This is a genomic window from Sulfitobacter sp. IGS-18 (genome assembly GCF_059628195.1).
On sequence record NZ_CM184556.1, the window covers coordinates 3,565,774 to 3,587,683 of the forward strand.

The window sequence follows — 21,910 nt, forward strand, 5'->3', positions numbered from 1 at the left end:
AAAAAATGAAACGCACACAGAAACTGATGGCAACAGCGGCAACAGCCGCCCTGACACTTGGCACCGCCCTGCCCGCATTCGCAGCAGAGAAATGGGACATGCCGATGGCCTATTCGGCATCAAACTTCCACTCCGAAAACGGCGTCGAGTTCGCCAAATGCGTGACCGACGGCACAGGCGGCGAGATCGAAATCACCGTTCACCCCGGCGGTGCGCTCTTTGCCGGCGCCGACATCAAACGCGCGATCCAGACCGGCCAGGTCCAGATCGGCGAGCGGCTGCTGTCCGGCCACCAGAACGAAAACGCCCTGTTCGGCTTTGACAGCATCCCGTTTCTCGCCCCCTCTTTTGATGACAGTGGCAAACTGTGGGAGGCTGCCAAGCCCGGGATCGAAGCACTGCTGGAGGAGCAGGGACTGCACCTGCTCTACAACGTGCCGTGGCCGCCGCAGGGTCTTTACTTCAAGAAAGAAGTGAACAGCGTGGACGATATGGCGGGCGTGAAGTTCCGGTCCTACAACAACACGACCGCGCGTCTGGCTGAATTGACGGGCATGGCCCCCGTGACAATCGAAGCCGCCGAGGTCAGCCAGGCCTTTGCGACCGGCGTGGCGGAATCGATGATTTCCTCGGGCGCGACGGGCTATGACCAGAAGGTCTGGGAAAGCCTGACGCACTTCTACGAAGTAGACGCCTGGCTGCCGCGCAACTACGTCATGGTGAACGCGGATGTCTGGTCGGGTGTTTCGGACGCCAACAAGGAAGTGATCAACAACTGCGCTTCCGAAGCCGAAGCGCGCGGCCTGCAGAAGTCCAAGGACTACACCCAGTTCACCTATGATGGTCTGAAAGAAGGCGGCATGATCGTGCAACCCGCCAGCGAAGAGCTGATGTCGGGCCTGCGCGAGATTGGTGAAACCATGACCAACGAATGGCTGGAAGCGGCCGGTGAAGACGGCAAGACGCTGGTCGATACCTACAAATCCATGAACTGATCACGACACCTCGGGCGGCCCTTCAACGGGCCGCCTTTCCTGTTCGCACAAGGAGGCGGGTCAGATGACAGCACTGCGCAGAACGCTGGATGGACTTTACGTTGCGGCGGGGGCTGTGGCTGCTCTTTGCCTTGTGGCAATTCTGCTGCTGATCGTGGCGCAGATGGTCGCGCGATGGACCGGTGCCGTCTTTCCGGGCGCCGCCAGCTATGCCGGATATGCGATGGCCGGTGCCAGTTTCCTTGCCTTCGCCAATGCGCTGAACCGCGGCGCGCACATTCGCGTTTCGATCCTGTTGAACACGCTTTCAAAAGGGCCCAAACGCCTGCTGGAAATCTGGTGCTTCGGCCTTGCGGCGGCGATAGCCTGGTATTTCACCTATTACGCCTATTGGTTCGTCTACTGGTCGTGGAAGTTCAAGGAGGTCAGCCAGGATCAGGACGCCACACTGCTTTGGATGCCGCAATCGGTCATGGTCATCGGTGGCGCGATCCTTGCCATCGCGCTGACCGACAACCTGCTGCATGTCGTCTTTCGGGGCAATCACCGCCTCAGCCGCGACCTTGTCGATCAAAGCTTCGGAGAATGATGCCATGACCGAAGTCTACGCCATCACGCTTTTCCTCTTTGTCCTGTTCTTCCTGCTGGGCACCGGCGTCTGGGTCGGTCTGGCCCTCATGGGTGTCGCCTGGGTCGGGATGGAGCTCTTCACCACGCGCCCCGTCGGCGACACGATGATCACCACGATCTGGGCCTCGTCCAGCTCCTGGACACTGACCGCCCTGCCCCTGTTCATCTGGATGGGTGAAATCCTGTACCGAACGCGCCTGTCCGAGGACATGTTCAAGGGTCTCGCCCCCTGGCTCGCACGCCTGCCCGGCGGACTGGTCCATACCAATATCGTCGGCTGTACCGTCTTTGCCGCCGTTTCGGGATCATCGGCCGCGACGCTGACGACCGTGGGCAAGATGTCGATCCCCGAGCTGCGCAGCCGGAATTATCCCGAAAAGATGATCATCGGCACGCTGGCCGGGGCGGCCACGCTGGGCCTGATGATCCCGCCGTCTCTCGCCCTGATCGTCTATGGGGTGACGGTGAACGAAAGCATCACCAAGCTGTTCTTCGCCGGCGTCTTTCCCGGCCTCATCCTCGCCCTGATGTTCATGGCCTATGTCGCTTTCACGGCCCTGACGTCAAAGGACTGGAAACCCAACGCCGAACCCTCCATGACCTTCGCGCAGAAGCTGGCCAATTCGCGGTTCCTGCTGCCGGTCTTTGCGCTGATCACTGTCGTGATCGGGTCGATGTACCTCGGCTTTGCCACCGCGACCGAGGCGGCGGCCATCGGGGTCATCGGTGCCCTGGTGCTGGCGCTGTTCCAGGGGTCGCTCAACTGGGACAGCTTCCGCGAAAGCCTGATGGGGGCGATGCGCACCTCTGCCATGATCGCGCTGATCCTCGCGGGGGCGGCCTTTCTGAAGCTGTCGATGGGCTTTACCGGCCTGCCCCGCGCCCTGGCCGACGGCATCGCGGCGATGGAGTTGACGCGGTTCCAGCTGCTGATGGCGCTGCTGGTGTTCTACATCGTGCTGGGCATGTTCCTTGACGGGATCTCTTCGGTCGTGCTCACCATGGCGGTGGTGGAGCCGATGGTGCGCGGCGCGGGCATCGACCTGATCTGGTTCGGCATCTTCGTCGTGGTCGTGGTCGAGATGGCACAGATCACACCGCCCATCGGGTTCAACCTGTTCGTCCTGCAAGGCATGACCGATCACGAAATGGGATACATCACCAGGGCCGCCCTGCCGATGTTCGCGATCATGGTGGTGATGGTCTTTGTCCTCATCTTCTTCCCCGACATCGCCACCTGGCTGCCTGACAACCTGCGCCAGGGGCCGTCATGAGGACTTGCCTTGATCCGGTTTCTTCATCTGGTGGCAACCCATGCCCGCGCCTGCCTGATCGCCGGGCTTGCGGCGGGGCTGCTGCTGCCGGGGCTCGCCCGCGCGCTTTATCCCTGGCTGGCCGAGATGGTGGCGCTGCTCCTGCTGCTGACCGCGCTGCGCATCGGACGGCGCGCGGCCCTGGGCGCGGTGCGGGACCTGCGCTGGGGGCTGGGTGCGATTGCCCTGCTGCAATTGGCCCTGCCGCTGGCGCTTTACGCCTGTCTCGTTCCGTTCGGATTGCACAATACACCCGGCGCGCTTGCGCTGGTGTTGACCTGCGCGGCTCCTGCCATATCGGGGTCACCGAACCTGGCCTTGATGATGGAGCAGGACGCGGGACGGACGATGCAGATCCTCGTCCTGGGCACGGCAGCCTTTCCGCTGACCGTGCTGCCCATCCTCGCGCTGTTACCGCAGCTCGGCCCGGCACAGGCCGTCCTCGCCTCGTCATTTCGGTTGCTCCTGGTGATCATCGTCTCAACCGGTCTGGGCTTCGCGCTCAGACATTGGCTGCTCCGCGTGCCGACACCCTCCCAGATCAAGGCGATGGATGGCGCATCCACCCTGGCGTTTTCGATCATCGTCATCGGGCTGATGGCCGCGCTCAACCCGGCGCTGCGCACGACACCGGGGCTGGTCGCCCTGTGGATGCTGCTGGCCTTCGCAATCAGCTATGGCTTGCAGATCGCGGTGCTGCTGACCCTGCGACACACCCGCCTGCGACCCGTCGCAGGGCCTTTGGCCATTGGCGCAGGCACCCGCAACATCGCGCTGTTCCTCGTGGCGCTCCCGGCAGATGTGCTGGCACCGCTGCTGGTCTTCGTCGGTTGCTGGCAGGTGCCGATGTATCTCACACCTATCCTGTTGCCCCGCCTCTACCGAAAGATGCTCTGCGATGACTGACTGGCCGCAAATCCGCCGCGTCGGGCTGTCCGGGATCCTTGTCACCTTCGCCGAAGCGATGACCGAACCCGCCAACCGCGCCGCGCTCGCCCTGCGCGCGGCGATCGAGGACGCGGATTGGCCAGAGGTGACCGAGACGAGCACCTCCCTTGTCTCCACCTTTCTGCAGGTGAACCTTGCCGTGACCCCGGCAGAGGAAATGACGGAACGCCTGCGCGACCTGCTGACCAGCCGCGACTGGTACAAGGCGGACCTGCCACCGGGGCGGACCCTTTGGCACATTCCCACCGTCTACGGCACCGATCTTGCGCCGCAGCTTGAAGAAGCCGCCGAAGTCGCCGGTGTCGACCCGGACGAGGCGATCCGCCAGATCTCGGGCGCGCGTGTGCGGGTGCTGACCATCGGTTTCGCCCCCGGCCAGCCCTACCTGGGCGAGCTGAGCGAGACCTGGAACATCCCCCGCCAGCAGGCCCTGTCAAAGTCGGTCCCCGCCGGGGCGCTGATCATCGCGATCCGGCAGCTGGTCCTGTTCACCAATGCCTCCCCCACCGGATGGCGCCATATCGGACAGACCGCGTTCCGCACCTTCCGCCCTGAAAGCGAGGATGCCTTTGCCCTCTCACCGGGGGACGAATTGTGTTTTCCCGCGATTGAGCCCGCCGAGCTGGAGAAGATCCGCAGCAAGGACCAATCCGGCGATGGCGGCGCAAGCAGGGAGGTCCTGGCATGAGCGCGACACTGACCGTTGTGCAGGCCGGTCCGGCGCTGAGCATTCAGGACTTCGGTCGCACGGGATACCGCGCGCAGGGGCTGACCAGGGGCGGCGCCGCCGACCCCATCGCCCTGCACGAAGGGGCTGCCCTGCTCCGCCAGCCGGCGGGGGCCGCGATCGAGATGATCGGCGCAGGCGGCACGTTCACCAGCGACACCGACCTGCGCATCGCGCTGACCGGGGCGGCGATGACCGCCAATATCGACGGGGCCGCGATCGTCTGGAATGCCAGCCACCTTTTGCCCGCCGGTGCCAAGCTGACCATCGGCGGGGCGACGGGCGGCACCTATGGCTACCTGCATATCGGCGGCGGGCTTGCCACGCCGGAACTGATGGGGTCGCGGTCCAGCCACCTGAGCGCCGGTCTGGGGGCGGCACTGAAATCCGGCGACACGCTGGCCATCGGGCCTGACAAGGGGTCTGAGACCGGCATGGCGCTGCCACGCGACAACCGTTTCGACGGCGGTACGGTACATGTGGTGGAAAGCATGCAGACCGTTCATTTCAACGCCGATACCCGCGCGCGTTTCACCCGGACGACGTTCAGACGCGATCCGCGCGCAAACCGGCAGGGTGTCCGGATGGACAGCGACGGTGAGGGGTTCTTTTCCGACGGTCAGCTCAGCATCGTCTCGGAAGTGATCGTGCAGGGGGATATCCAGATCACCGGTGACGGTGCGCCCTTCGTGCTGATGTGCGAAAGCCAGACAACCGGAGGCTATCCGCGCATTGCCACCGTGCTGCCAGCCGATCTGCCCCGCATCGCCCAGGCCCCGGCAGGTGCCGCAATCCGGTTCGCCTTCGTGTCGCTGGAAGAAGCCATCGCCATCGAAAAGCGTGCCGCCGCCGAGCTGACTGCCCTGCCCGGCAAACGCTATCCATTGGTCCGCAATCCTGCTGAAATGCGCGATCTGCTATCCTATCAACTGATTGGCGGCGCCGTATCTGCCAATGCAAACCCATTTGAAGAGGGAACATGACATGCCATCCGTCGATCTGAACGCCGACATGGGCGAAAGCTATGGTGCCTGGAAGATGGGTGACGATGCGGCCCTGCTGGATATCGTCACCTCTGCCAATATCGCCTGTGGCGGTCATGCCGGGGATGCCGATGTGATGGCCGCGACCATGCGCATTGCCCATGACAACGGGGTCGGCATCGGCGCGCATCCGGGGTTCATGGACATCGCCGGGTTTGGCCGCAACCGCATGTCGGTGCCGCGCGCCACCTTGCAGAACCAGATCCGCTACCAGGTTGCCGCAAGTGTCGGCATGGCCCGCAGCCTGGGTGCTGAGGTTCGCCATCTCAAACTGCATGGCGCCCTGGCCAACATGGCCTCGGAAGATGAAGGTCTCGCCCGCGATCTTTACGAAGCCGCGCTGAGCGTGGCCCCCGACCTCATCGTCATGGTGCTCTCTGCCACGGCGCAACAGAGCGCGGCAGAGGCGCTTGGCTGCGCCTGGGCCGGAGAGATCTTCGCGGATCGCGCCTACAACGACAACGCCACTCTGGTGGATCGTTCCCTGCCCGGTGCCGTGATCCACGATGCCGCCCTCGCAGGCAAACGGATGGTCGAGATGGTGCGCGCAGGGGCGATCATCACGGAAAGCGGCAAGCATATCCCGACGCGGATCGACACGATCTGCCTGCATGGCGATACCGCAGAGGCGGTTCAGATCGCCGCCGCTGTCCGGTCAGAGCTGGAAGCCGCAGGCATATCCCTGGCGCAGTTCAAGGGGCACAGAGCCTAACCGTTGCCGGCGGTGCGGCTGATCCGGTAGATATTGCCTGCGTCAAGCTGGCCTTCGATGGTGGTTTCGGTGCCATCTGCCCAGCGCAGCGACAGCTTTGTCGCGCGGCCAGTTTCACCCAACCCGAAATGCACGCGCGGCGCATCGAAAGACATGAACCCGCCGCCCATCTGCACCTCGCGCATTTGGGTCAGCCCGTTTGCATCCGTCAGGCGCAGTACGGCACCGATGCCGTCACGGTTGCCCGCCATATCCGCCAGTTCGAACACGATGCCCCGGGTCTGGCTGTTGTTACGGAATACGACCAGCGGGCCGTTGACGGGGTGGGTCAGCAGGTCAAGATCGCCGTCATTGTCCATGTCGAACTGGGTCGCGGCGGCTGTCATCAGGTAATCTTCCAGCCCGAAGGGCCCTGAGGCTTCCTTGAAGGTGCCGTTCCCCTGATTGTGGAAAAACAAGTTGGACGGTGACACTTCGTTGGGCACCCAGGTGCCGTTCACGATGTATACGTCCTGCCAGCCGTCATTGTCGAAATCAAAGATCTTGGTGTCCCAGCTCCAGCCGCCGACATCAAGGCCAACCTCTGCAGCCTGATCGGAATAGGCATTTTCCCCCCAGGACAGCAGCACGTTGGACCGCAGGATTTGCGGGTGGGTCAGGGCGATTTCCTCCGGCTTTGGCTGACGCACCGGCATGAAATGAGCATCGCAATAGGCGCGGGGAATGGTCTGCCCCACGGGGATCAGCGTGCAAATACCGGGGTCTTCCTTCTGGATCGCAAGGTCCTTGACCAGCATGGCGCGGCATTCGTCCTTGTAACGTCCTTCCAGCTCCTGGCACCGGCTGGCGTAGGTCGGGTCAAAGTTGTTGCCGGACTTGTACCAGGTCTTGATCTCCATGTTCCTGGCGCAGGTGGCCTTGGCCTCGGGATCGGCAATGCCGTCGCAATATTGGTCCAGCGACTGCATCTTCAGCTTTCGGGACACGCCCGACGACCGGCCCGCGATCTGCGCAAGGTAGATCTCCGGTGTGCCGTCGTTGGACAGGTCCGCCGTCTTTACCGCCATGGTGGTGGTGGTTGTATGCGGGATCAGCCCCGAGGCGTGGTCGATCATCGACAGCCCGCCAGCGCCGTCACCACGATAGAAATAATCCGGGATGTCGAAATCGTTGCCGACCACCAGATCGGTGGCCCCGTCACTGTCAAGATCGGTCCACAGGATACTCAGCGTCTCGCCCGGCAATCCCGGAAGATCGGTAAATTGCTTTCCCGAAAGCGCGCCGTCATCGTTCCAGATCACCCGGTTGCGCGATTCCTCACCCGGAATGCGGCGATACCAGCCAGCGGCCCAGTTCCCCAGTGCAACGTCAAGATCGCCATCGCGGTCCGCATCGGCAAAGCTGAGCGAGAGAGCCAGTATATCCGTGTCCCGGCCCTGCACCGGGCGCAGGCTGTCCGTGCTGAACTGCCCATCCGCATTCCGCCAGATGTAATTGCCCTGACGATAGGTGCCGAGGAAGAGATCAAGCCAGCCATCATTGTCGATATCCACCAGAGCCGACTGAAACACAGCCATATCGGCCAGCGGCCCCATGTCGATCTTCTGCCGTGTGAACTGCCCTTTCCCGTCATTCAGGTAAAGGTACAGGCCCACCTCGGTGGAGGCGATGGCGAGGTCAAGGTCGCCGTCACGGTCAATATCCCCCGAAGAAACCGACCGGCCTTCCCAGAACGGCGGCCACATGTCGCGAAAGGAAAACTCGACAGGTTTGTCGATGCCAATCGTGCTCGCCTCCATCCGGGTGAAACCTGTCTCGGCGGAGTCCGAAAGCGGTGCCAGCGGCTGGGCAGCCAAGGTGATCCGGTCCGCATCTTCGCTGGTGACCTGCCAGGGATCGGTCCCCGCTGCCTCCGCAGCCATAAAGAGCGGCGCGTTGACCGGGGCGGCATTGCCCTGCAACAGAATGTCCAGGGCCCGTTCCGATTGCTTGTCATAATAGATTTGCGCGCCAAGCCCGGCGATGATCCCCAGCACGCCGACCGCGGCGGCCAGCAAACCAGCCGCTCGCAACCCGATGGCCTGCCAGACGATAAAGAAGGAATAGACCGAAAAGGTACCCAGCGTGAACAGCAGCCCCATCACGTATCCATGTGACAGCCCCGCGCTCAGCAATGCCCCCGTGACCACCACGTCAAAGGCGATCGGCACCGGCAGGAACAACCCGACCAGCGCGATGGCGATCAGGGCGAGAAACGAGAACGACAGGCCGGTAATCATGTCCTGCGGCAGCAACACGGCGACCACCGTTCCCAGGAAACCGGCCAGCAGCATCAGGGGAACCGTCAGCTTGAGGATGTACCACAGGTTCTGCAGATACTCCTTGGCCACGTTCACCACAGCCCCCACCGGGCTGTTGCCCAGCCGCTTTCCCGCCATCAGTCCACCACCTGGGCTCATCGCGCAAACGACCTCGTCCTGCGGCAGTTCATTCCGTGCCAGAGTGCGGCAGATCAACGGCACGATGACCAGGATCACCAGCAGGCTCAAAGCGATCTTTGTCACCGCCATGAAGAACGGCAGGATCGAAAACGCCATCGTCAGCACCACAATGTTGAGCGTCGGAGATGCGATCATCGCAGAGAGGGTCGTTTCCGCCCGCAGACCCGCAGAATACATGCCCTTTGCAATCGGGGCGGCACAGTTCACACAAACGCCCAGTGGCGCGCCGATCACCATGCCCAGAAATGAATTGGCAAACCCGCCCTTGAAGCTGCGCCGTCGCAGATAGGGGATCATCGTCAGGAAGGCCGCGGCAAACAGGACGCCAAAGGTCATGCCCTTCTTGTTGGTATTGATCCAGTTCAGCGTGGACCAGAAAATCCGTTGGGGCAGAGTCATATCCGCCGTGATCGGGAACTTGGCCTCGAAACTCAGTGAATCTTCAAGCTGGATTGCACCCGACATCATCGCCTTTTCGTCCAGCGCCGGATAGCGCGATCCGGTCCAGAACAGATAGGCAAGAACGGCAACAATCAGAACACTCAGGACAAGTCGTAGCGTGTGGGGACCTGTCGGCGCGGATGTATCTGTCATTGTGAAACTCAATTTTCAAAAAATCCAATGTGCGCAAGATACCTCAATCTCGCGCATTCGCCAAATCCAATTGAAAGTCCGCTACCTCCCGCCGCAGATCGGTCGGAATGACCGACAGATCGTTTGTGCCAGCACGTCCGATGGTGGTCGGACGCACCAGATCCGGGGGCGGCATCGAATCCGCATTGCCGCCGGACAACGCCTTGATCAGATGCCAATAGCGCATCGGGTCGGTGCAGAAATCCTCGTATCGGATGACCATGAAGCGGCCCTGCATCCGTGTCTGGCCATAGGTCAGCGCGCGCCGGTTCGCGGCCAGCCAGTAGCGCAGCTGATGTACGGGCAGCGGCACATCGGGTTCAGGCGAAAGGCCAAGGATATGACCCCAGTTCTGCGCCTGCCAGGTGTTGCCGCTGAAAGCCATATCCAGCCCGTCCCGGACAATGTGGATGTAGCGAAAATCCGGCAGCAGCTGATCCAGATATGGCAGGAAGACATGGGTGTTCGGTTCTTTCCATCCCCATGGCCCGCCCATGGCGACCGGCGATGCACCGCTTTGCAGCAGATTCCGCGCCTGCGCGATCTTGGCCCCGCTGTCCCATGTCCCGTCTGGCAGCAGGTCCCGTTGCAGCGTCTCGATCAGCGCCTGATCCGGCCCCGACAATCCTGCAGCAAGGCCGAGTGTCATCGCCTGCCGGAACAGCCTGATCGCGGTCACGATCTGCGACGCGAGCGGCGGCTTGTCCGTCCAGTCGCGACGTTTGAAAAGGACAGTGAACCACAGATTGTCCAACGGACCGTTCAGATCCTCGCCGATAAACACACCTGCCTGCCGCAACATTGCGGCGACGACCCGGGTGCCACTGCCACCCAGCCCCCCGATTGCCGTGATGGGTGCGGTCGGGACGTTCATTTAAGAAACGGCATCGCTGCGGCGGGCATACCCCCGACATAGATCGGGTTTGGCACCGGCACGGGGGCAAAGCGTGCGCCGCGCAATTCTGTGTATTCCTCGTGAAAGGCCTGCAACGGACGCTGCCTGGGCGGTGCATTGGTTGCGATCCCGCCGTGCACCTGATGAAAGACGCCTTCACCCAGCAGTTTGACCGGAACGACTCCGGGCTGCTGCAGCACCCGGTTGCGGAAGTCATGGTTACAGAACCCGCCCCCCGGTGACTGGAACGCCGGATCGAAGCCGCCCAAGTCGAGGAACCTGTCCCGGGAAAGGGCGATCCAGCTGCACTCCACCGGGAAATCGCCAAAGAAACCGGTGCCGGACGAGGGCGCTATCGTGGATATGTCAAACAGGCGATACCCGTCCCCGCGCCAGGCTGCCTGTTCCAGCAAGGCGTCTTCGACCGTTTGATTGTACCCCTCCTGCGTCGATTTGGGTTGCACATCCGGCCCCAGATGCCACGACAGCGCACAGACAACCGCCTCGGGATATGCGGTGAAAGCCGACAGAGTGTAATGCAAAATGCCGGGCGTTGCCATGCGTGCGCCATCCACGATCAGTGCCAACACCTCTCCCTTGGCCATCTGCGCACCCAGGTTGATCGCGTCAACGGGGGACTTGCTGGCTGTTTTGTGGAAATGGTATTGAAACTGCGGCCCGAAGCGGGTCACGTCGGCCTTGTCCAGCGGCGCGGAAGAGCCATTGTCAATCACGATCACTTCGTAGTCGTCGGGCTTCACCCCGATCTGATGTGCAAGACTAAGGGAATACAGCGTGCGCGCCGCCTCCCGCCGCATGTTGTGCATGATCACGACAATGGACAGTTTCATGGGGGAAAGGTTCATGTGTGCCCTGTATCTCTTGTGGTCAAACGACAGTCCGCGGTGAAAGGTGAAAACCTGGGTTGAACTGCGTTCTGGTCTGCCCGAACAGAGCTACCCCATTGAGATATCGACCTCAATGCGCACCAGCAGAAACGCAAACCGCCACCCCGTTACCGGAGCGGCGGCTTTTCTTTATCTTCGCGGTTCGCCCTGATCAGTTGGCGCTTTTCAGCGTTTCGACTTCCGCTTTCAGCTCTGAAATCAGCGCCTGCTGCTCAAGCGTGTAGAGGGTCAGTTCTTCGACCTTCTCCAGCAACTTCAGCTGCATGTCCACGACGTTGAAACGCAGTTCCGAATTGATCTTGTTCGCCGAAGGAACTCCCGGCAGGTGACCGTTTGCTTCGATGAACGCCTCGACTTCTGCCAGCGGCAAGAGCTTGTAATCCGGTTCAAAGACGTAATCCGGCACGTTCAGCGGTGTGCCGTTGACGATGATCTGACCTGTGACGATGACAGCGTCGGAATTGGCATTGTCACCGATCTTCAGCAGGTTGTTGTCCGCGCCTTCGTCCACCTTGATCGGTGTGTTGCCACCGACCACACCGATGTTCAGACGCCCGGAATCCGCCTGCGCGCGGAATTCCCATGTCCCCGCGACCGCACCAGCGGTTTCCAGTGCAAAGGACGCGTCATTGCCCGCGCCGTTGGCCTCGATCAAAAGGTTCGCAGGACCGCTGGACCGTTTCACATGCAAAGATGCTTCGGGGCTTGTGCCTGCGCTCATACCTACGTTTTCGTTGCCGGCAATATGGATGGACGATGTTGCAGCGCCGGGCGCGATGCGGAATGGCAATGTGCTCCCGTTGGAAACGTCACGAATGAAAAAGTTCGTCTCATTGCCGGCCACGTCCCAAGTTTGCGCCGCAAAACCGCTGGATGTGTCCTGTTCAAGACGCAAAGTGGGCGTGTTGCCACTCCTGGCATGCAGATCGACAACGGGCGTCGCAGTTCCGAAGCCCACCTTCCCCGAGCCGTTCACAAAGATCGAGTTCGAACGCGCACCGGACAGAATGGTGAACGGCGTTCTGCCACTGTCGATTTCATCGACGGAAAACTTGTTGGCGCCGCCGTTCGTGGAATCGTTGAAAGTCAGTTGCCAGTCCACGGAAGGGAAAGCGCCAACGGACGTATCCATCGCCTTGATCCGCAGATTGTTTTCCTTGAGCCGGATCGTGTCGGAACCGAAGGCCTCACCGTTGGCACAATCGAACCCCACGCAAAGCGACCGCGTAATGATCACGTCGTCGGCTTGAACGATATCCGCCATCGCCATGCCGGATGTCAGCAACAGGGCACCCGCGGCCAGCGCGGTGCTACCCCTTATTCTGGATACAGTAATAGACATGTTAATTTCCCTTCATAATATGCGGTCAATGCCGCGAAATCATTTGTCAGCAATGGTCGGCTGTCAGTTTCGGCCGCTTTGCGCATTGTTCGCACCGACCGTTAAAAGAAAGAAATACAAATTCGCTAAATCGCACCGACCGCAGCTGCCTAGTTTAATAAAATATCAAACAAGGCCTGCCGCAGGCAAACATTATCTCAAAATCGTCTTGTTTCGAAGCATTTTGTTATGCTTTCAACCAATTGTCACTGATCCCCGAACAGTGGCGAAGTCAATCTTCTACTTAAGGTAGAAATTCGCGCAGGTCAGGGAATCACTTTGGCGCGTGCCTGAGCCTCGTTTATCTGCGCCGCTGTCATCAGCTTGATGTAGCCATCGCTCATGTTTTTTGCCTGTTCCACACCCCCCGCCGCCGCCCGCAGGATCCACATCTGTGCTAGTACGAAGTCCTGCGGCACTCCTTTCCCCTGAAAATAAAGGCTGCCGAGATTGGCCATGGCTGGCGCATATCCGGCTTCGGCGGCCGCACGGAACAGGGCGGCGGCCTGGAATTGATTTTGAAACGGCGCATCGGGCGATTGCAGCAAGACCCAACCCAGTTGGAACATCGCAACCGGGTCCCCGCCGGAGGCCCGGGATTGCACATCTTTCAGCACCTGCTCGGACAGATCCAGCGGTTTGAGCCGCGCATCATAGATCAAGGCAGATTGCTGTTCTGCGTCGGGTTCAATCTGCCTTCCCCCGGCGCGGTACAGCGCCTTCGCCCGCTCTTCATCAAGCTCGACCCCATAACCATTCTCGTAAAGCACGCCCAGATTGGTCATCGCGGTTGGCAGCCCCAATTCGACTGCAGCGGTAAAATACTCTGCCGCGCGCGCATAATCCTGCGGCACGCCGGTGCCCCGCACATAAAGAAGCCCCAGATTGTTCAACGCACGCCCGTTGCCCTGCGCCGCAGGACCCTCGTAAAGCTCAAGCGCACGAAGATAATCCTGCTCGACCCCACGCCCTTCCTGGTAGAGAACACCAAGGCTGACAGCGGCATCATCCAGGCCGGCGTCGGTGGCCTGCTGATAAAGCTGTGCCACCCGGCCCATATCGTCTCCGACCACTTCCAAGGCGCGCGCCAGATCATAGACATGATGCGGATCACCAGATGCCGCAGCGCTCTCGAAAAGGCGCAAGGCCTCTTCGACATCCTTGTCGCCGCCCAGCCCCTCGAAGCGGTAGCGCGCCAATTGGTTGCTGGCACCCGGATGCCCCTGTGCCGCAGCAAGCGCGAACCACCGCGCCGCCGCTGCATAATCCTCCGATGCGCCATCGCCCCTGTGGTAACGCATGCCCAGCGCGAACTGCGCTTCGGCCTGCCCGGCCTCTGCCGCCACTTCCAACTCGGCCAACGGTATTTCGTTCAGGGTCTGCGCCCAGACTTGCCCGCCCGAACAAACCAGTGCCAAGGCAAGGATCGCGTGAAGTACCGGACGGAACGCCATCAGTCGCGCGCTGTCGGTTCGGAGGCACCGGGATCAGAGGTCCGGACCACCTGATCCGTCTGCGGGGCGCGCGCCCGCGCCGTGTCGAAATACGCGCGGGCTTCGGCCTGTGCCTCGGCTATCTGATCCGGCGTCATCAGGTCACCGACAACCGCCCTTGTCTCTGCCGCTTCCGGGTGTCCGCTGGCGGCCGCGATGTTCAGCCACTTGTGCGCCGCGACATAATCCAGATCGACCCCGTCACCTGTTACATACAGGTTGCCCAGCTGAAACTGGGCCGGAACACTTCCCGCCATGGCGGCGCGCTGGATCAGGTCGACGCCTTCAGCCTTCTTGCCTTCCTTTTGCAGATAGAATTCTCCCAGTTTGACCTGGGCGATCCGCACCCCGGCATCCGCCTGGCCCAAGAGCCATGCCTCAGCCTCTGCATCGGCATTCTGGATCAGGTCGGTCATGACCCAGGGGACCGCCTGATGCGGCGACATCAGACCGTCAAGCAGCCCGGCCTTGGCCATCTGCGAAATTGCCAGCGCGCCATTCAACTCACCCTGCTGTGCCGCCTTGTCATAAAGCGCCACGGCCTTGGCCAGGTCCTGTTCCGTTCCTGTACCGTTTGCATAAAGCTGCCCGAGCGCAAAGGTGGATCGGCCCAGGTTCAGGTCCGACGCCTGTTCGAACCACCTGAGCGCCTTGTTGTAATCCTGCGGCAACAAACCACCGCTGACATATCCGATGCCAAGGTTGTGCATGGCCGACCGGTCGCCCGCCTCTGCCGCGGCACCAAGCCAGCGCAGGGCCTCTGCCGCGTCTGGTGTCACACCATCTGCGCCGACAAGATACTTGGTACCCAGTTCGCGCTGCGCCTGCGGCTGTCCATTCTCGGCGGCCCGACGAAACCAGTCCAGCGCCGCTTGCTTGTCCACGGGCACCCCGCCGCCATTGTCCAGCGCATTGGCCAGAAAATACTGTGCTTCAGGCAAACCGGCCCCGGCAGCTTCTTCCAGCCAGCGCAGCGCCTCCTGCGGGTTTGCTTGGGTGCCCTGCCCCCGGGAATAGGCTTTGCTCAGCTCGAATTGCGCGTGCATGTTGCCGCCCTCGCTTGCCGCGAGAAACCAGTCAAAGGCACGCCCGACATCCTGTTCCACCCCTTTGCCGGACAGCAAAAGCAACCCAAGGTAATATTGCGCCTCGGCATCGCCGCGTGTCGCGGCGTTCGACAACAGCTCCGCAGCGCGCTCCGCGTTCCCTTCGCCCTTGCTGCTGAGCAAGACACGCGCCAGCAGCGTGGCGGCATCCGCATTGTTCTGCGCGACCGCTTTCTCAAGCCAGCCGACGGCGCCCTGCACGTCTCTCGGCCCGCCTGTGCCCTCCAGCAGAACCCGCCCATAGCGATATTGCGCGAGGGCTGTGCCCTCCTGCTCGGCCAGGGTCTTGAGCCCCCTGCGGACAAAGACGAAATCGCCGCGTTGCCACGCCTGTTCGACCTCTGTCATGGTCGCGGGCGCGGCTGCTTCATCTGTCGCGCTGTCGGATGTGGCGCTGCTGTCCTGCGCAGCCAATGGTACAGCCAGTCCCGCGAGCAAAAGGGTCACCGAAAGAAGGCGGGTTGCGGAATTCTGAAATGAAATCATATGCTCGCTCGGATAAGGGGACAGGTGCCGCAGCAATGGTCCTGCAGGCGAAATTTCTAAATGCACCGCGACCATACCCGGCGCGAACGTGAAGTCAATTCACCAGGCCATGGGCGCCAGCTGCGGTCCGGTCAGCCAGAGCAACGCCGCAGCGGCACAGAGGGCAGCGCCAAACGGCAGGGGGCGGTCGGCAGCAAGCGACTGTCTGTTCACCAACCTCTGTCCCAGCGCGACCACCAGGGCCGTGACCGCCGCAAGCAGAACCAGAAGCGGCAGGTCGTATGGCCCGCCAAAGGCCCCGAGCCCCACCATCAGCTTTACATCCCCCAGCCCCAGCCCTTCGCGCCGCCGCACCAGCCAATAGCCCCAGCGCAGGGCGGCGAAACTGCCCGCGCCCAGCGCCGCGCCCAATGCGGCCTGTTCCAGACCCACACCCTGCGGTGCCAGCGCCATGGCAAAGGCCACCAGCGCCAGCGCTGCCGTCAGCGGATCGAACAGCCGAAACCACATCAGGTCTGCTGTTGCCAGCGCCGCTAGAAGCCACAGGAAAGCCGCCGACAAGACAACCTCCGTCGCGCCACCGCCGCGCAGGACAGCCAGAATACCAAAGCCAAGGCAGATCAGTTCAAGATAGAGCAGCCAGGACGGTATCGCGGCACCACAGTTTTTGCACCGCCCCCGCTGGATCAGAAACGACAGGATCGGGACCATCTGCCAAGCCTTGAGCGCCGCACCGCAGCTGCGACACCCCGAGGCGCGCAGAATGGTACCCTCTCCGCGCGGCAGCCTGTCCACAAGCACGGCGAGGAAAGACCCGATTGCCGGGCCGAGCAGGATCACCAGCAATAGCAACGGCTGCGCCCCTGTCATCCGACCGGCCGTCCCTTCAAATTTTGCAACATCGCATAGACAATCATATCGCCCCCCTCCTATCATGTGCTGAATTGAAAAGGACATATTTGATGAAACGTGCTGCTTCGCGCAGAAACATTGACCGGGCAGGGACACCATCCAGACGCGACGCAGGTTTTTCGCTGCTGGAACTGATGGTTGTGGTCGTCATCCTGTCAATTCTTGCTCTGGTGATTGTTCCCCGTGTCATTGACCGCCCCGATCAGGCCCGTGCCGCGCGTGCACAATCCGATATCGCTGCAATTTCCGGTGCGGTGAACCTCTACCGTCTGGACAATTTTCGCTATCCGACCACCGAACAGGGTTTGGCCGCTCTGGTGAACCCGCCAACCACCGATCCGCAGCCGCCGAACTGGGCAACAAACGGCTACATGGAGCGGCTGCCCATCGACCCATGGGGCCAGCCCTATCAATACCTGCAACCGGGGGTCCACGGGGATTTCGACGTGTTCTCCTATGGTGCGGACGGGGTGTCAGGCGGCACCGGTCCGGATTCCGACATCGGATCATGGAACCAGAACTGAAATCCAATCCTGCGCCCGACCGGGGCTTTACCCTGATCGAATTGCTTGTTGTCATCTCGGTGCTTGCGGTGCTTTCGGTGGGGGCAACGCTGGCAGTATCCGGCCGCGGTACGGACAGTGCCGCATCGGACCGCGCCTGGTTCGAGACACAGTTTCGCGCCCTTCAGGACCTTGCGATGCAGGGACGCAACAGCAAGGGTCTGAACATCACGCCTGAAGGCCTCGGCTTTGCCCGCAAAACGGACCAGGGCTGGGACATCGGCGACCCGGTCCGCCGCTGGCAAAGTGATGTGACCATTGCCAATCTTCAGCCGCGGCCGGGGCTGGATGAACCCCAGATCATCCTGCTGGCGAACGGGCAGACAACCGCCTTCAACATCCTGTTTTCAGGGAGCCGTGGCGCATCGCGAAGCTGCCGGAGCGACGGATGGACGGGGCTGAAATGCGGCGGCGATTGAAGGGTGACAGGGGCCTGACCCTGATCGAACTGGCTGTCGCCGTGCTGGTCCTGGCAATCGGAAGCATCGCCGCCCTGCGCGCCGCCGATCAATCACGGCTGGCCATCGGCGGTGCCGCGGACCGGCTGCTGGCGCAGATCGTGGCCCGGAACCGGGCCGAGGAACTGCGCCTGCTCCCGCCCGAGGAGCGCGCCGCCCTGCCAACAGAAATCACCATGGGCGGCCAGACGATCAGCCTGGCCACAACCACCAAGACAACCGCCGCCGGACTGACCGAGACAACGGTGACGGCCAGGGCACAGCGCGGCGGCGGCGCGATTTTCGTGATCTACCTCCCGGTGGAGCCCGCATCATGACCGATCAGCACCGTGATACCGGGATGACCCTGATCGAACTTGTGGTGGCCATGGCGATCTTTGCACTGGTTGCCGTCATGGGGCTTCAGGGATTGTCCGGCATGCTGCACATCCGGGACCGGTTGACAGAACTGGATGACAGCACCTCGGAGCTGTCACGCGCAGTCGCCCTGATGCGCAACGATCTGACAGCGATCATGCCGATGCGGTTCTTTCCCCCGGACAGCCCGTCGGCAGAGGCCGTCGGGCAAAGCACCGATGGGCGCGTCTTTTCCCTTTCGGTATCGGGGCAACCTGCCCTGGGCGCGCCGGAGTTGTCCGATCACCTGCAGCGCGTGGAATGGCGGCTGGCGCCCGAGGACGGCAGGCTTTTCCGGCGCGTCTGGACAACACTCATCCCGGCAGACACACAGGCCCTGCAGCCTGAAATCACGGTAATGGCCGGTGTCGAAGACCTGCGCATCCGCAGCTACTGGAGCGGCCTGGGCTGGGTCGACGGGCCAACCAACCCGATGCTGCAGAACCGACCGGCCCCAAGCGCCGAAGAAGACGACGACCGGGTAGGTCCGGCTGCGGAAAACTACTCCGACTTCGTCCCGCTGGCGATCGAGGTTACACTGGTCACCACAACTTGGGGCGAGATCACCTTGATCGAGACACTGAAATGACCCGCCAGGCCGGTTTCGTGCTGGTGAACGCGCTGGTGATTGTTGCGGCCCTTGCCGGGGCGGCGGTGTTCCTGCTGACCCGGGCCGAAGGTGGTCGCGCGCGTTTGCAGGCCAGCCAGACCGCCGGACAACTCAGCTATTATCTGGATGCCTTCGATGCGCTGGCGATCACCATGCTGAATGCCGACCTGATGACCAGCAATCATGATGATGCCAATGAAGCCTGGGCAAAGACCGACATCGCCGTTCCGCTGGACCGGGGCCGCGTCGCCGGCCGGATTCTGGATCAGCAGGCATTGTTCAACCTCAACTGGCTGAATGACCCAACCCATGACGCGGCGCAGAGCGCTTTTGACAAGCTCCTGCAACGGGCCAGCCTGTCGCCCCGCGTCGGCGATCTGATCAGGGATTTCATTCAACCGGGCGGACCGGACAACAAACGCGCCTATGCGGCGCTGACCCCGGCCCGCGCCCCGATTGGCGGTGCCCTGCTGATGTTTGACCAGATCAGCGAGATTCCCGGCCTCAGACCACAGGAAACAGACCGCCTGCGCGCCGTTGCGACTGCTCTGCCCGGCGGGCTTCCGGTGAACATCAACACCGCCTCTGTCGAGATGCTCGTGGACCTCATGCCGACACTGCCGCCCAGCACGTTGTACCAGATACTGAACACCCGCGACCGGACGCCTTTTCTGTCTGTAGATGGTTTCATCGACGCGCTGGAAGATCGCCTGGGCGAGCAGTTGCCGGAAGAATTTTCACCAGCACGCCTCACGGTGTCCTCGGAATGGTTCCGCACAGACATCGCTGCCGAACTGGATGGGCAACATGCAAGACGCATGACATTGCTTTACCGTCTCAACCGCCAGAGCGGGACATATGTGCGCCTCCGGGTCAGCCAATATGACTGACTTGGATGCCTGCCCATTGATCAATCCTCGCGGAGCCTGCATCGTGGCACCGCAGAAATGGGCGGGATACGACAGGTGACCGAAGTGGCCACATATGACGCGGGCAAGGACTTTGTCGCGCTGACCGGCGACGGCACCGCCCCCGGTGCCCAGCAGGTTGCGGTTGTCTGCGGCGCGGATGTTCCGGTCATCACTCTGGACCTACCCCCTGGCCTGCGCGGGCAGGCCCGCGAGCAGGTCGCCCGCCGCCAATTGCAGGACCGCGCAGGGCTGACGGCGGAAACCACCGAGATCAGGCCCATCTATCCCCCGAAGCAGAGCGAGAAATGGTCGAAGGTCCTGATCGCGGACGCCGCCCTGTTGGCAGAGTGGAAGGCCATCGCCGGCCCCCATTGCCGTGCTGTTTTGCCCGACTACCTGTCCTTGCCGACCGCCTCCGGCATCTGGTCCATGGCGATGCGGAACGACATGCTGATGGTGCGCCTTGGGCCTGACGAAGGGTTCACCGCGCAACCTGATCTGGCAATGGTGATGCTGGAAATGCAGCTTGATCAGGCCAGGGACATCCTCCCCGGTGCCATATTGTGCCTTGGCACCGCACCGGACGGGCTGAAAGCACTTGCTGACATCCACGACGTCCCACTCATCGCCTCCCCCGCCGAGGCCAAGGGCCTGGGGCTGGAAGTGCCTGCGGTTCTCACCCATGGCGAGATTGAATTCGATCTGCGGCGCGATCCGCAGATGGCGCGGACCAAATTACGTAAACAGGTCCTGCCCTGGCGCTGGCCGCTGCTTTTCGCGCTGATTGCCGCAGGCCTGTGGTCTGCCTCTCAGGTCATCGAAACACGGCGGATCGAAACCCGAACCGCCCAACTGAACACCCAGACCCGTGAACTGGTACGCGACAAGTTCATCCCGACGGGGCCACTGCTGGACATGCGCATTCAGGTCAGCCAGGTGCTGGCCGAGCGTCAGCTGCGCGCAGCGGGCTGGCAGGACAAGATAACGGCGCTGGACCTTTTTGCCACAGCGGCCGGCGTTCTCAGCACCCGTGGCGTGGAAACCGATCAGGTCAGCACCGTATCCGCAACAGAGGTTGCTCTGGATGTGACAATGCCCGATTTCGCCAGCGTCGACCAGCTTGCCAGCGACCTGCGCGCTGCCGGGCTGACGGTAACTGTCGTGCAATCGCGTGTCAGCGAAGGCTCCGCCGCCGTGCGCAGCGAAATCCGCCTGCGCCCCCCCGGGACGGAGGCGGCAAAATGAGCGGACGGTTGATTGATTTTCTGCTTCAGCGGTCCGGGCGCGAAAGGATGTTGCTGGCCCTGCTCTTTGCTGTCGGCCTGCCCCTGCTTGTGATTTTTGCGGTTCTGCTGCCATTGAAGGACGGCAGGGATGCTGCACTCGCGGAAAATGCCGAGGCCGTTGCGCTGAACATCTGGGTCCGGGACCGCGCTGCCGAACTGGACCAGATCGCCCAGGGCCCGGAACAGGCAGCGACCGCACCGATCGGATCAAGCGCCATAGAGGAAAGCCTGATCGCTGCCGGTCTGCGCCCCTTTGTCAGCGAGTTGGCGGTGGCGGACCAGGGCGTCGTCGAATTGCGGTTCGATCAGGTCAAATTCACCGCCTTGGCAGACTGGATGTCCGCCAACAGCCGCAGTTGGGGCTATGACATCTCGTCCTTCCGCTTCGAAACAACAGAGGAATCCGGCAAGGTCAGCGCCAGGCTGGCCCTGACCCCGGCCTCCTGAACCTTACCTCATCCCGCTGAGACGCGACTGGATGCTGGCCTTGCGACCCGCCAGGCTGCCCAGGGGGTCCAGATCAGGGTTGGTCGCCAGCACTTCGGTCAGCGCCGCCTCTGCCTGCTCAAGGTAGGATTTTCCGGCCTCCCTGTCGCCTTTTGCCAGCGCCTTGAGGCCAAGTTCATGCACCGCGGTGGCCTGCACAGACAGGGCTGCCGCACGTCCGTCGCCATTTTGCGACTGCGCCAGCTTGCCCGCTTCCTGCGCGGCGGCATCGAAATCACCCGCGCGGAGATAGCCATGGGAAAGCTCCAGACGGATACGCGGCTCGAACCCGCCTGCATCGGGAACAAGACGTTTGTAGACGCGGTTCGCCTTGGCAAAATCGCCGCCTTCCAAGGCGTTTCGCGCAGTAGAATACTCTGTTTCAAAGGACTTTTGACCAAGGCTGCCGTTCTCGGCACAGCTTGAGATCAGAAGGGCGCACAGAACAATCGTCCCGGCCCGGGCGTGTGTGTATACCTGCATTTGCCTGCTCTTTATTTATTGGTTTATTAAGTTT

At 62.1% G+C, this 21,910-nt stretch carries 22 protein-coding genes; 14 read left to right on the forward strand and 8 right to left on the reverse strand.

The window, feature by feature from the left end; translation table 11 throughout:
• The first annotated feature begins 5 nt into the window (after positions 1 to 5).
• The 7 genes from ACWNZ3_RS17340 (at position 6) to ACWNZ3_RS17370 (ending at position 6,368) form a co-directional block, all read left to right on the forward strand.
• Positions 6 to 995, forward strand: coding sequence for a TRAP transporter substrate-binding protein (locus tag ACWNZ3_RS17340; RefSeq protein WP_269362692.1), 990 nt, complete (start codon positions 6 to 8; stop codon positions 993 to 995).
• 64 nt (positions 996 to 1,059) lie between these two features.
• On the forward strand, positions 1,060 to 1,584 hold the full coding sequence (locus tag ACWNZ3_RS17345; protein WP_269362691.1) for a TRAP transporter small permease: 525 nt from the start codon (positions 1,060 to 1,062) through the stop codon (positions 1,582 to 1,584).
• Positions 1,585 to 1,588: 4 nt separating this feature from the next.
• A complete protein-coding gene (locus tag ACWNZ3_RS17350; RefSeq protein WP_269362689.1) occupies positions 1,589 to 2,899 on the forward strand; it encodes a TRAP transporter large permease in 1,311 nt (436 codons plus the stop codon).
• 9 nt (positions 2,900 to 2,908) lie between these two features.
• A complete protein-coding gene (locus ACWNZ3_RS17355; protein ID WP_496900685.1) occupies positions 2,909 to 3,844 on the forward strand; it encodes a hypothetical protein in 936 nt (311 codons plus the stop codon).
• Entirely contained in the window at positions 3,837 to 4,574 is a 738-nt protein-coding gene (locus ACWNZ3_RS17360) for a 5-oxoprolinase subunit B family protein (protein ID WP_269362686.1), read from the forward strand. Before ACWNZ3_RS17355 ends, ACWNZ3_RS17360 begins: the two co-directional genes overlap by 8 nt.
• Positions 4,571 to 5,596 (forward strand): 5-oxoprolinase subunit C family protein, encoded by a 1,026-nt coding sequence (locus ACWNZ3_RS17365; protein WP_496900686.1) that lies wholly within the window; start codon positions 4,571 to 4,573, stop codon positions 5,594 to 5,596. The genes ACWNZ3_RS17360 and ACWNZ3_RS17365 overlap by 4 nt, the downstream gene beginning before the upstream one ends.
• 1 nt (position 5,597) lies before the next feature.
• Complete coding sequence (locus ACWNZ3_RS17370) at positions 5,598 to 6,368, forward strand: LamB/YcsF family protein (protein WP_274573695.1); 771 nt, start codon at positions 5,598 to 5,600, stop codon at positions 6,366 to 6,368.
• Here the strand turns inward: ACWNZ3_RS17370 and ACWNZ3_RS17375 are convergent.
• From ACWNZ3_RS17375 to ACWNZ3_RS17405, 7 genes are all read right to left on the reverse strand, one after another.
• Positions 6,365 to 9,463 carry an FG-GAP-like repeat-containing protein gene (locus ACWNZ3_RS17375; RefSeq protein WP_496900687.1) on the reverse strand — a complete coding sequence of 1,033 codons (3,099 nt, stop codon included), beginning with the start codon at positions 9,461 to 9,463 and terminating at the stop codon, positions 6,365 to 6,367. The genes ACWNZ3_RS17370 and ACWNZ3_RS17375 overlap by 4 nt on opposite strands.
• Positions 9,464 to 9,506: 43 nt before the next feature.
• Positions 9,507 to 10,376, reverse strand: a complete 870-nt coding sequence (locus tag ACWNZ3_RS17380; RefSeq protein ID WP_496900688.1) for a sulfotransferase — start codon at positions 10,374 to 10,376, stop codon at positions 9,507 to 9,509.
• A complete protein-coding gene (locus ACWNZ3_RS17385) occupies positions 10,373 to 11,263 on the reverse strand; it encodes a glycosyltransferase family A protein (RefSeq protein ID WP_496900689.1) in 891 nt (296 codons plus the stop codon). Before ACWNZ3_RS17385 ends, ACWNZ3_RS17380 begins: the two co-directional genes overlap by 4 nt.
• A 193-nt stretch (positions 11,264 to 11,456) precedes the next feature.
• Positions 11,457 to 12,647: a hypothetical protein gene (locus ACWNZ3_RS17390; protein ID WP_496900690.1), complete on the reverse strand. Its 1,191-nt coding sequence runs from the start codon at positions 12,645 to 12,647 to the stop codon at positions 11,457 to 11,459.
• 305 nt (positions 12,648 to 12,952) lie between these two features.
• A complete protein-coding gene (locus ACWNZ3_RS17395; RefSeq protein ID WP_496900691.1) occupies positions 12,953 to 14,140 on the reverse strand; it encodes an SEL1-like repeat protein in 1,188 nt (395 codons plus the stop codon).
• Positions 14,140 to 15,699, reverse strand: a complete 1,560-nt coding sequence (locus tag ACWNZ3_RS17400) for an SEL1-like repeat protein (protein WP_496900692.1) — start codon at positions 15,697 to 15,699, stop codon at positions 14,140 to 14,142. Before ACWNZ3_RS17400 ends, ACWNZ3_RS17395 begins: the two co-directional genes overlap by 1 nt.
• A 171-nt stretch (positions 15,700 to 15,870) precedes the next feature.
• Positions 15,871 to 16,641 carry a prepilin peptidase gene (locus ACWNZ3_RS17405; RefSeq protein ID WP_496900693.1) on the reverse strand — a complete coding sequence of 257 codons (771 nt, stop codon included), beginning with the start codon at positions 16,639 to 16,641 and terminating at the stop codon, positions 15,871 to 15,873.
• Positions 16,642 to 16,733: 92 nt separating this feature from the next.
• Here ACWNZ3_RS17405 and gspG point away from each other — a divergent pair, with 92 nt between their 5' ends.
• The 7 genes from gspG (at position 16,734) to ACWNZ3_RS17440 (ending at position 21,354) form a co-directional block, all read left to right on the forward strand.
• The gene (gene gspG / locus ACWNZ3_RS17410; RefSeq protein WP_269362670.1) at positions 16,734 to 17,207 is read left to right on the forward strand and encodes a type II secretion system major pseudopilin GspG; all 474 of its coding nucleotides are present in this window, start codon (positions 16,734 to 16,736) and stop codon (positions 17,205 to 17,207) included.
• Positions 17,192 to 17,665, forward strand: coding sequence for a prepilin-type N-terminal cleavage/methylation domain-containing protein (locus ACWNZ3_RS17415; protein ID WP_496900694.1), 474 nt, complete (start codon positions 17,192 to 17,194; stop codon positions 17,663 to 17,665). The genes gspG and ACWNZ3_RS17415 overlap by 16 nt, the downstream gene beginning before the upstream one ends.
• Positions 17,650 to 18,021, forward strand: a complete 372-nt coding sequence (locus tag ACWNZ3_RS17420) for a type IV pilus modification PilV family protein (RefSeq protein ID WP_269362666.1) — start codon at positions 17,650 to 17,652, stop codon at positions 18,019 to 18,021. Before ACWNZ3_RS17415 ends, ACWNZ3_RS17420 begins: the two co-directional genes overlap by 16 nt.
• The gene (locus ACWNZ3_RS17425) at positions 18,018 to 18,689 is read left to right on the forward strand and encodes a type II secretion system protein GspJ (protein WP_496900695.1); all 672 of its coding nucleotides are present in this window, start codon (positions 18,018 to 18,020) and stop codon (positions 18,687 to 18,689) included. Before ACWNZ3_RS17420 ends, ACWNZ3_RS17425 begins: the two co-directional genes overlap by 4 nt.
• Positions 18,686 to 19,600, forward strand: a complete 915-nt coding sequence (gene gspK / locus ACWNZ3_RS17430; protein ID WP_496900696.1) for a type II secretion system minor pseudopilin GspK — start codon at positions 18,686 to 18,688, stop codon at positions 19,598 to 19,600. Before ACWNZ3_RS17425 ends, gspK begins: the two co-directional genes overlap by 4 nt.
• A gap of 75 nt (positions 19,601 to 19,675) precedes the next feature.
• Positions 19,676 to 20,866 carry a type II secretion system protein GspL gene (gene gspL / locus ACWNZ3_RS17435; RefSeq protein ID WP_496900697.1) on the forward strand — a complete coding sequence of 397 codons (1,191 nt, stop codon included), beginning with the start codon at positions 19,676 to 19,678 and terminating at the stop codon, positions 20,864 to 20,866.
• Positions 20,863 to 21,354: a type II secretion system protein M gene (locus ACWNZ3_RS17440; RefSeq protein ID WP_269362658.1), complete on the forward strand. Its 492-nt coding sequence runs from the start codon at positions 20,863 to 20,865 to the stop codon at positions 21,352 to 21,354. The genes gspL and ACWNZ3_RS17440 overlap by 4 nt, the downstream gene beginning before the upstream one ends.
• Positions 21,355 to 21,357: 3 nt before the next feature.
• Here the strand turns inward: ACWNZ3_RS17440 and ACWNZ3_RS17445 are convergent, their stop codons facing one another.
• Positions 21,358 to 21,876: a tetratricopeptide repeat protein gene (locus tag ACWNZ3_RS17445; RefSeq protein ID WP_496900698.1), complete on the reverse strand. Its 519-nt coding sequence runs from the start codon at positions 21,874 to 21,876 to the stop codon at positions 21,358 to 21,360.
• Positions 21,877 to 21,910 lie beyond the last annotated feature (34 nt).

Coding starts and splice junctions, on each gene's coding strand:
- ACWNZ3_RS17360 (WP_269362686.1), top strand. CDS start 3,837: ATGACTGACTGGCCGCAAATCCGCCGCGTCGGGCTGTCCGGGATCCTT.
- ACWNZ3_RS17385 (WP_496900689.1), bottom strand. CDS start 11,263: ATGAACCTTTCCCCCATGAAACTGTCCATTGTCGTGATCATGCACAAC.
- ACWNZ3_RS17425 (WP_496900695.1), top strand. CDS start 18,018: ATGACCGATCAGCACCGTGATACCGGGATGACCCTGATCGAACTTGTG.
- ACWNZ3_RS17375 (WP_496900687.1), bottom strand. CDS start 9,463: ATGACAGATACATCCGCGCCGACAGGTCCCCACACGCTACGACTTGTC.
- ACWNZ3_RS17395 (WP_496900691.1), bottom strand. CDS start 14,140: ATGGCGTTCCGTCCGGTACTTCACGCGATCCTTGCCTTGGCACTGGTT.
- ACWNZ3_RS17415 (WP_496900694.1), top strand. CDS start 17,192: ATGGAACCAGAACTGAAATCCAATCCTGCGCCCGACCGGGGCTTTACC.
- ACWNZ3_RS17445 (WP_496900698.1), bottom strand. CDS start 21,876: ATGCAGGTATACACACACGCCCGGGCCGGGACGATTGTTCTGTGCGCC.
- ACWNZ3_RS17380 (WP_496900688.1), bottom strand. CDS start 10,376: ATGAACGTCCCGACCGCACCCATCACGGCAATCGGGGGGCTGGGTGGC.
- ACWNZ3_RS17340 (WP_269362692.1), top strand. CDS start 6: ATGAAACGCACACAGAAACTGATGGCAACAGCGGCAACAGCCGCCCTG.
- ACWNZ3_RS17365 (WP_496900686.1), top strand. CDS start 4,571: ATGAGCGCGACACTGACCGTTGTGCAGGCCGGTCCGGCGCTGAGCATT.
- gspK (WP_496900696.1), top strand. CDS start 18,686: ATGACCCGCCAGGCCGGTTTCGTGCTGGTGAACGCGCTGGTGATTGTT.
- ACWNZ3_RS17345 (WP_269362691.1), top strand. CDS start 1,060: ATGACAGCACTGCGCAGAACGCTGGATGGACTTTACGTTGCGGCGGGG.
- ACWNZ3_RS17405 (WP_496900693.1), bottom strand. CDS start 16,641: ATGACAGGGGCGCAGCCGTTGCTATTGCTGGTGATCCTGCTCGGCCCG.
- ACWNZ3_RS17440 (WP_269362658.1), top strand. CDS start 20,863: ATGAGCGGACGGTTGATTGATTTTCTGCTTCAGCGGTCCGGGCGCGAA.
- gspG (WP_269362670.1), top strand. CDS start 16,734: ATGAAACGTGCTGCTTCGCGCAGAAACATTGACCGGGCAGGGACACCA.
- ACWNZ3_RS17370 (WP_274573695.1), top strand. CDS start 5,598: ATGCCATCCGTCGATCTGAACGCCGACATGGGCGAAAGCTATGGTGCC.
- ACWNZ3_RS17420 (WP_269362666.1), top strand. CDS start 17,650: ATGCGGCGGCGATTGAAGGGTGACAGGGGCCTGACCCTGATCGAACTG.
- ACWNZ3_RS17390 (WP_496900690.1), bottom strand. CDS start 12,647: ATGTCTATTACTGTATCCAGAATAAGGGGTAGCACCGCGCTGGCCGCG.
- ACWNZ3_RS17350 (WP_269362689.1), top strand. CDS start 1,589: ATGACCGAAGTCTACGCCATCACGCTTTTCCTCTTTGTCCTGTTCTTC.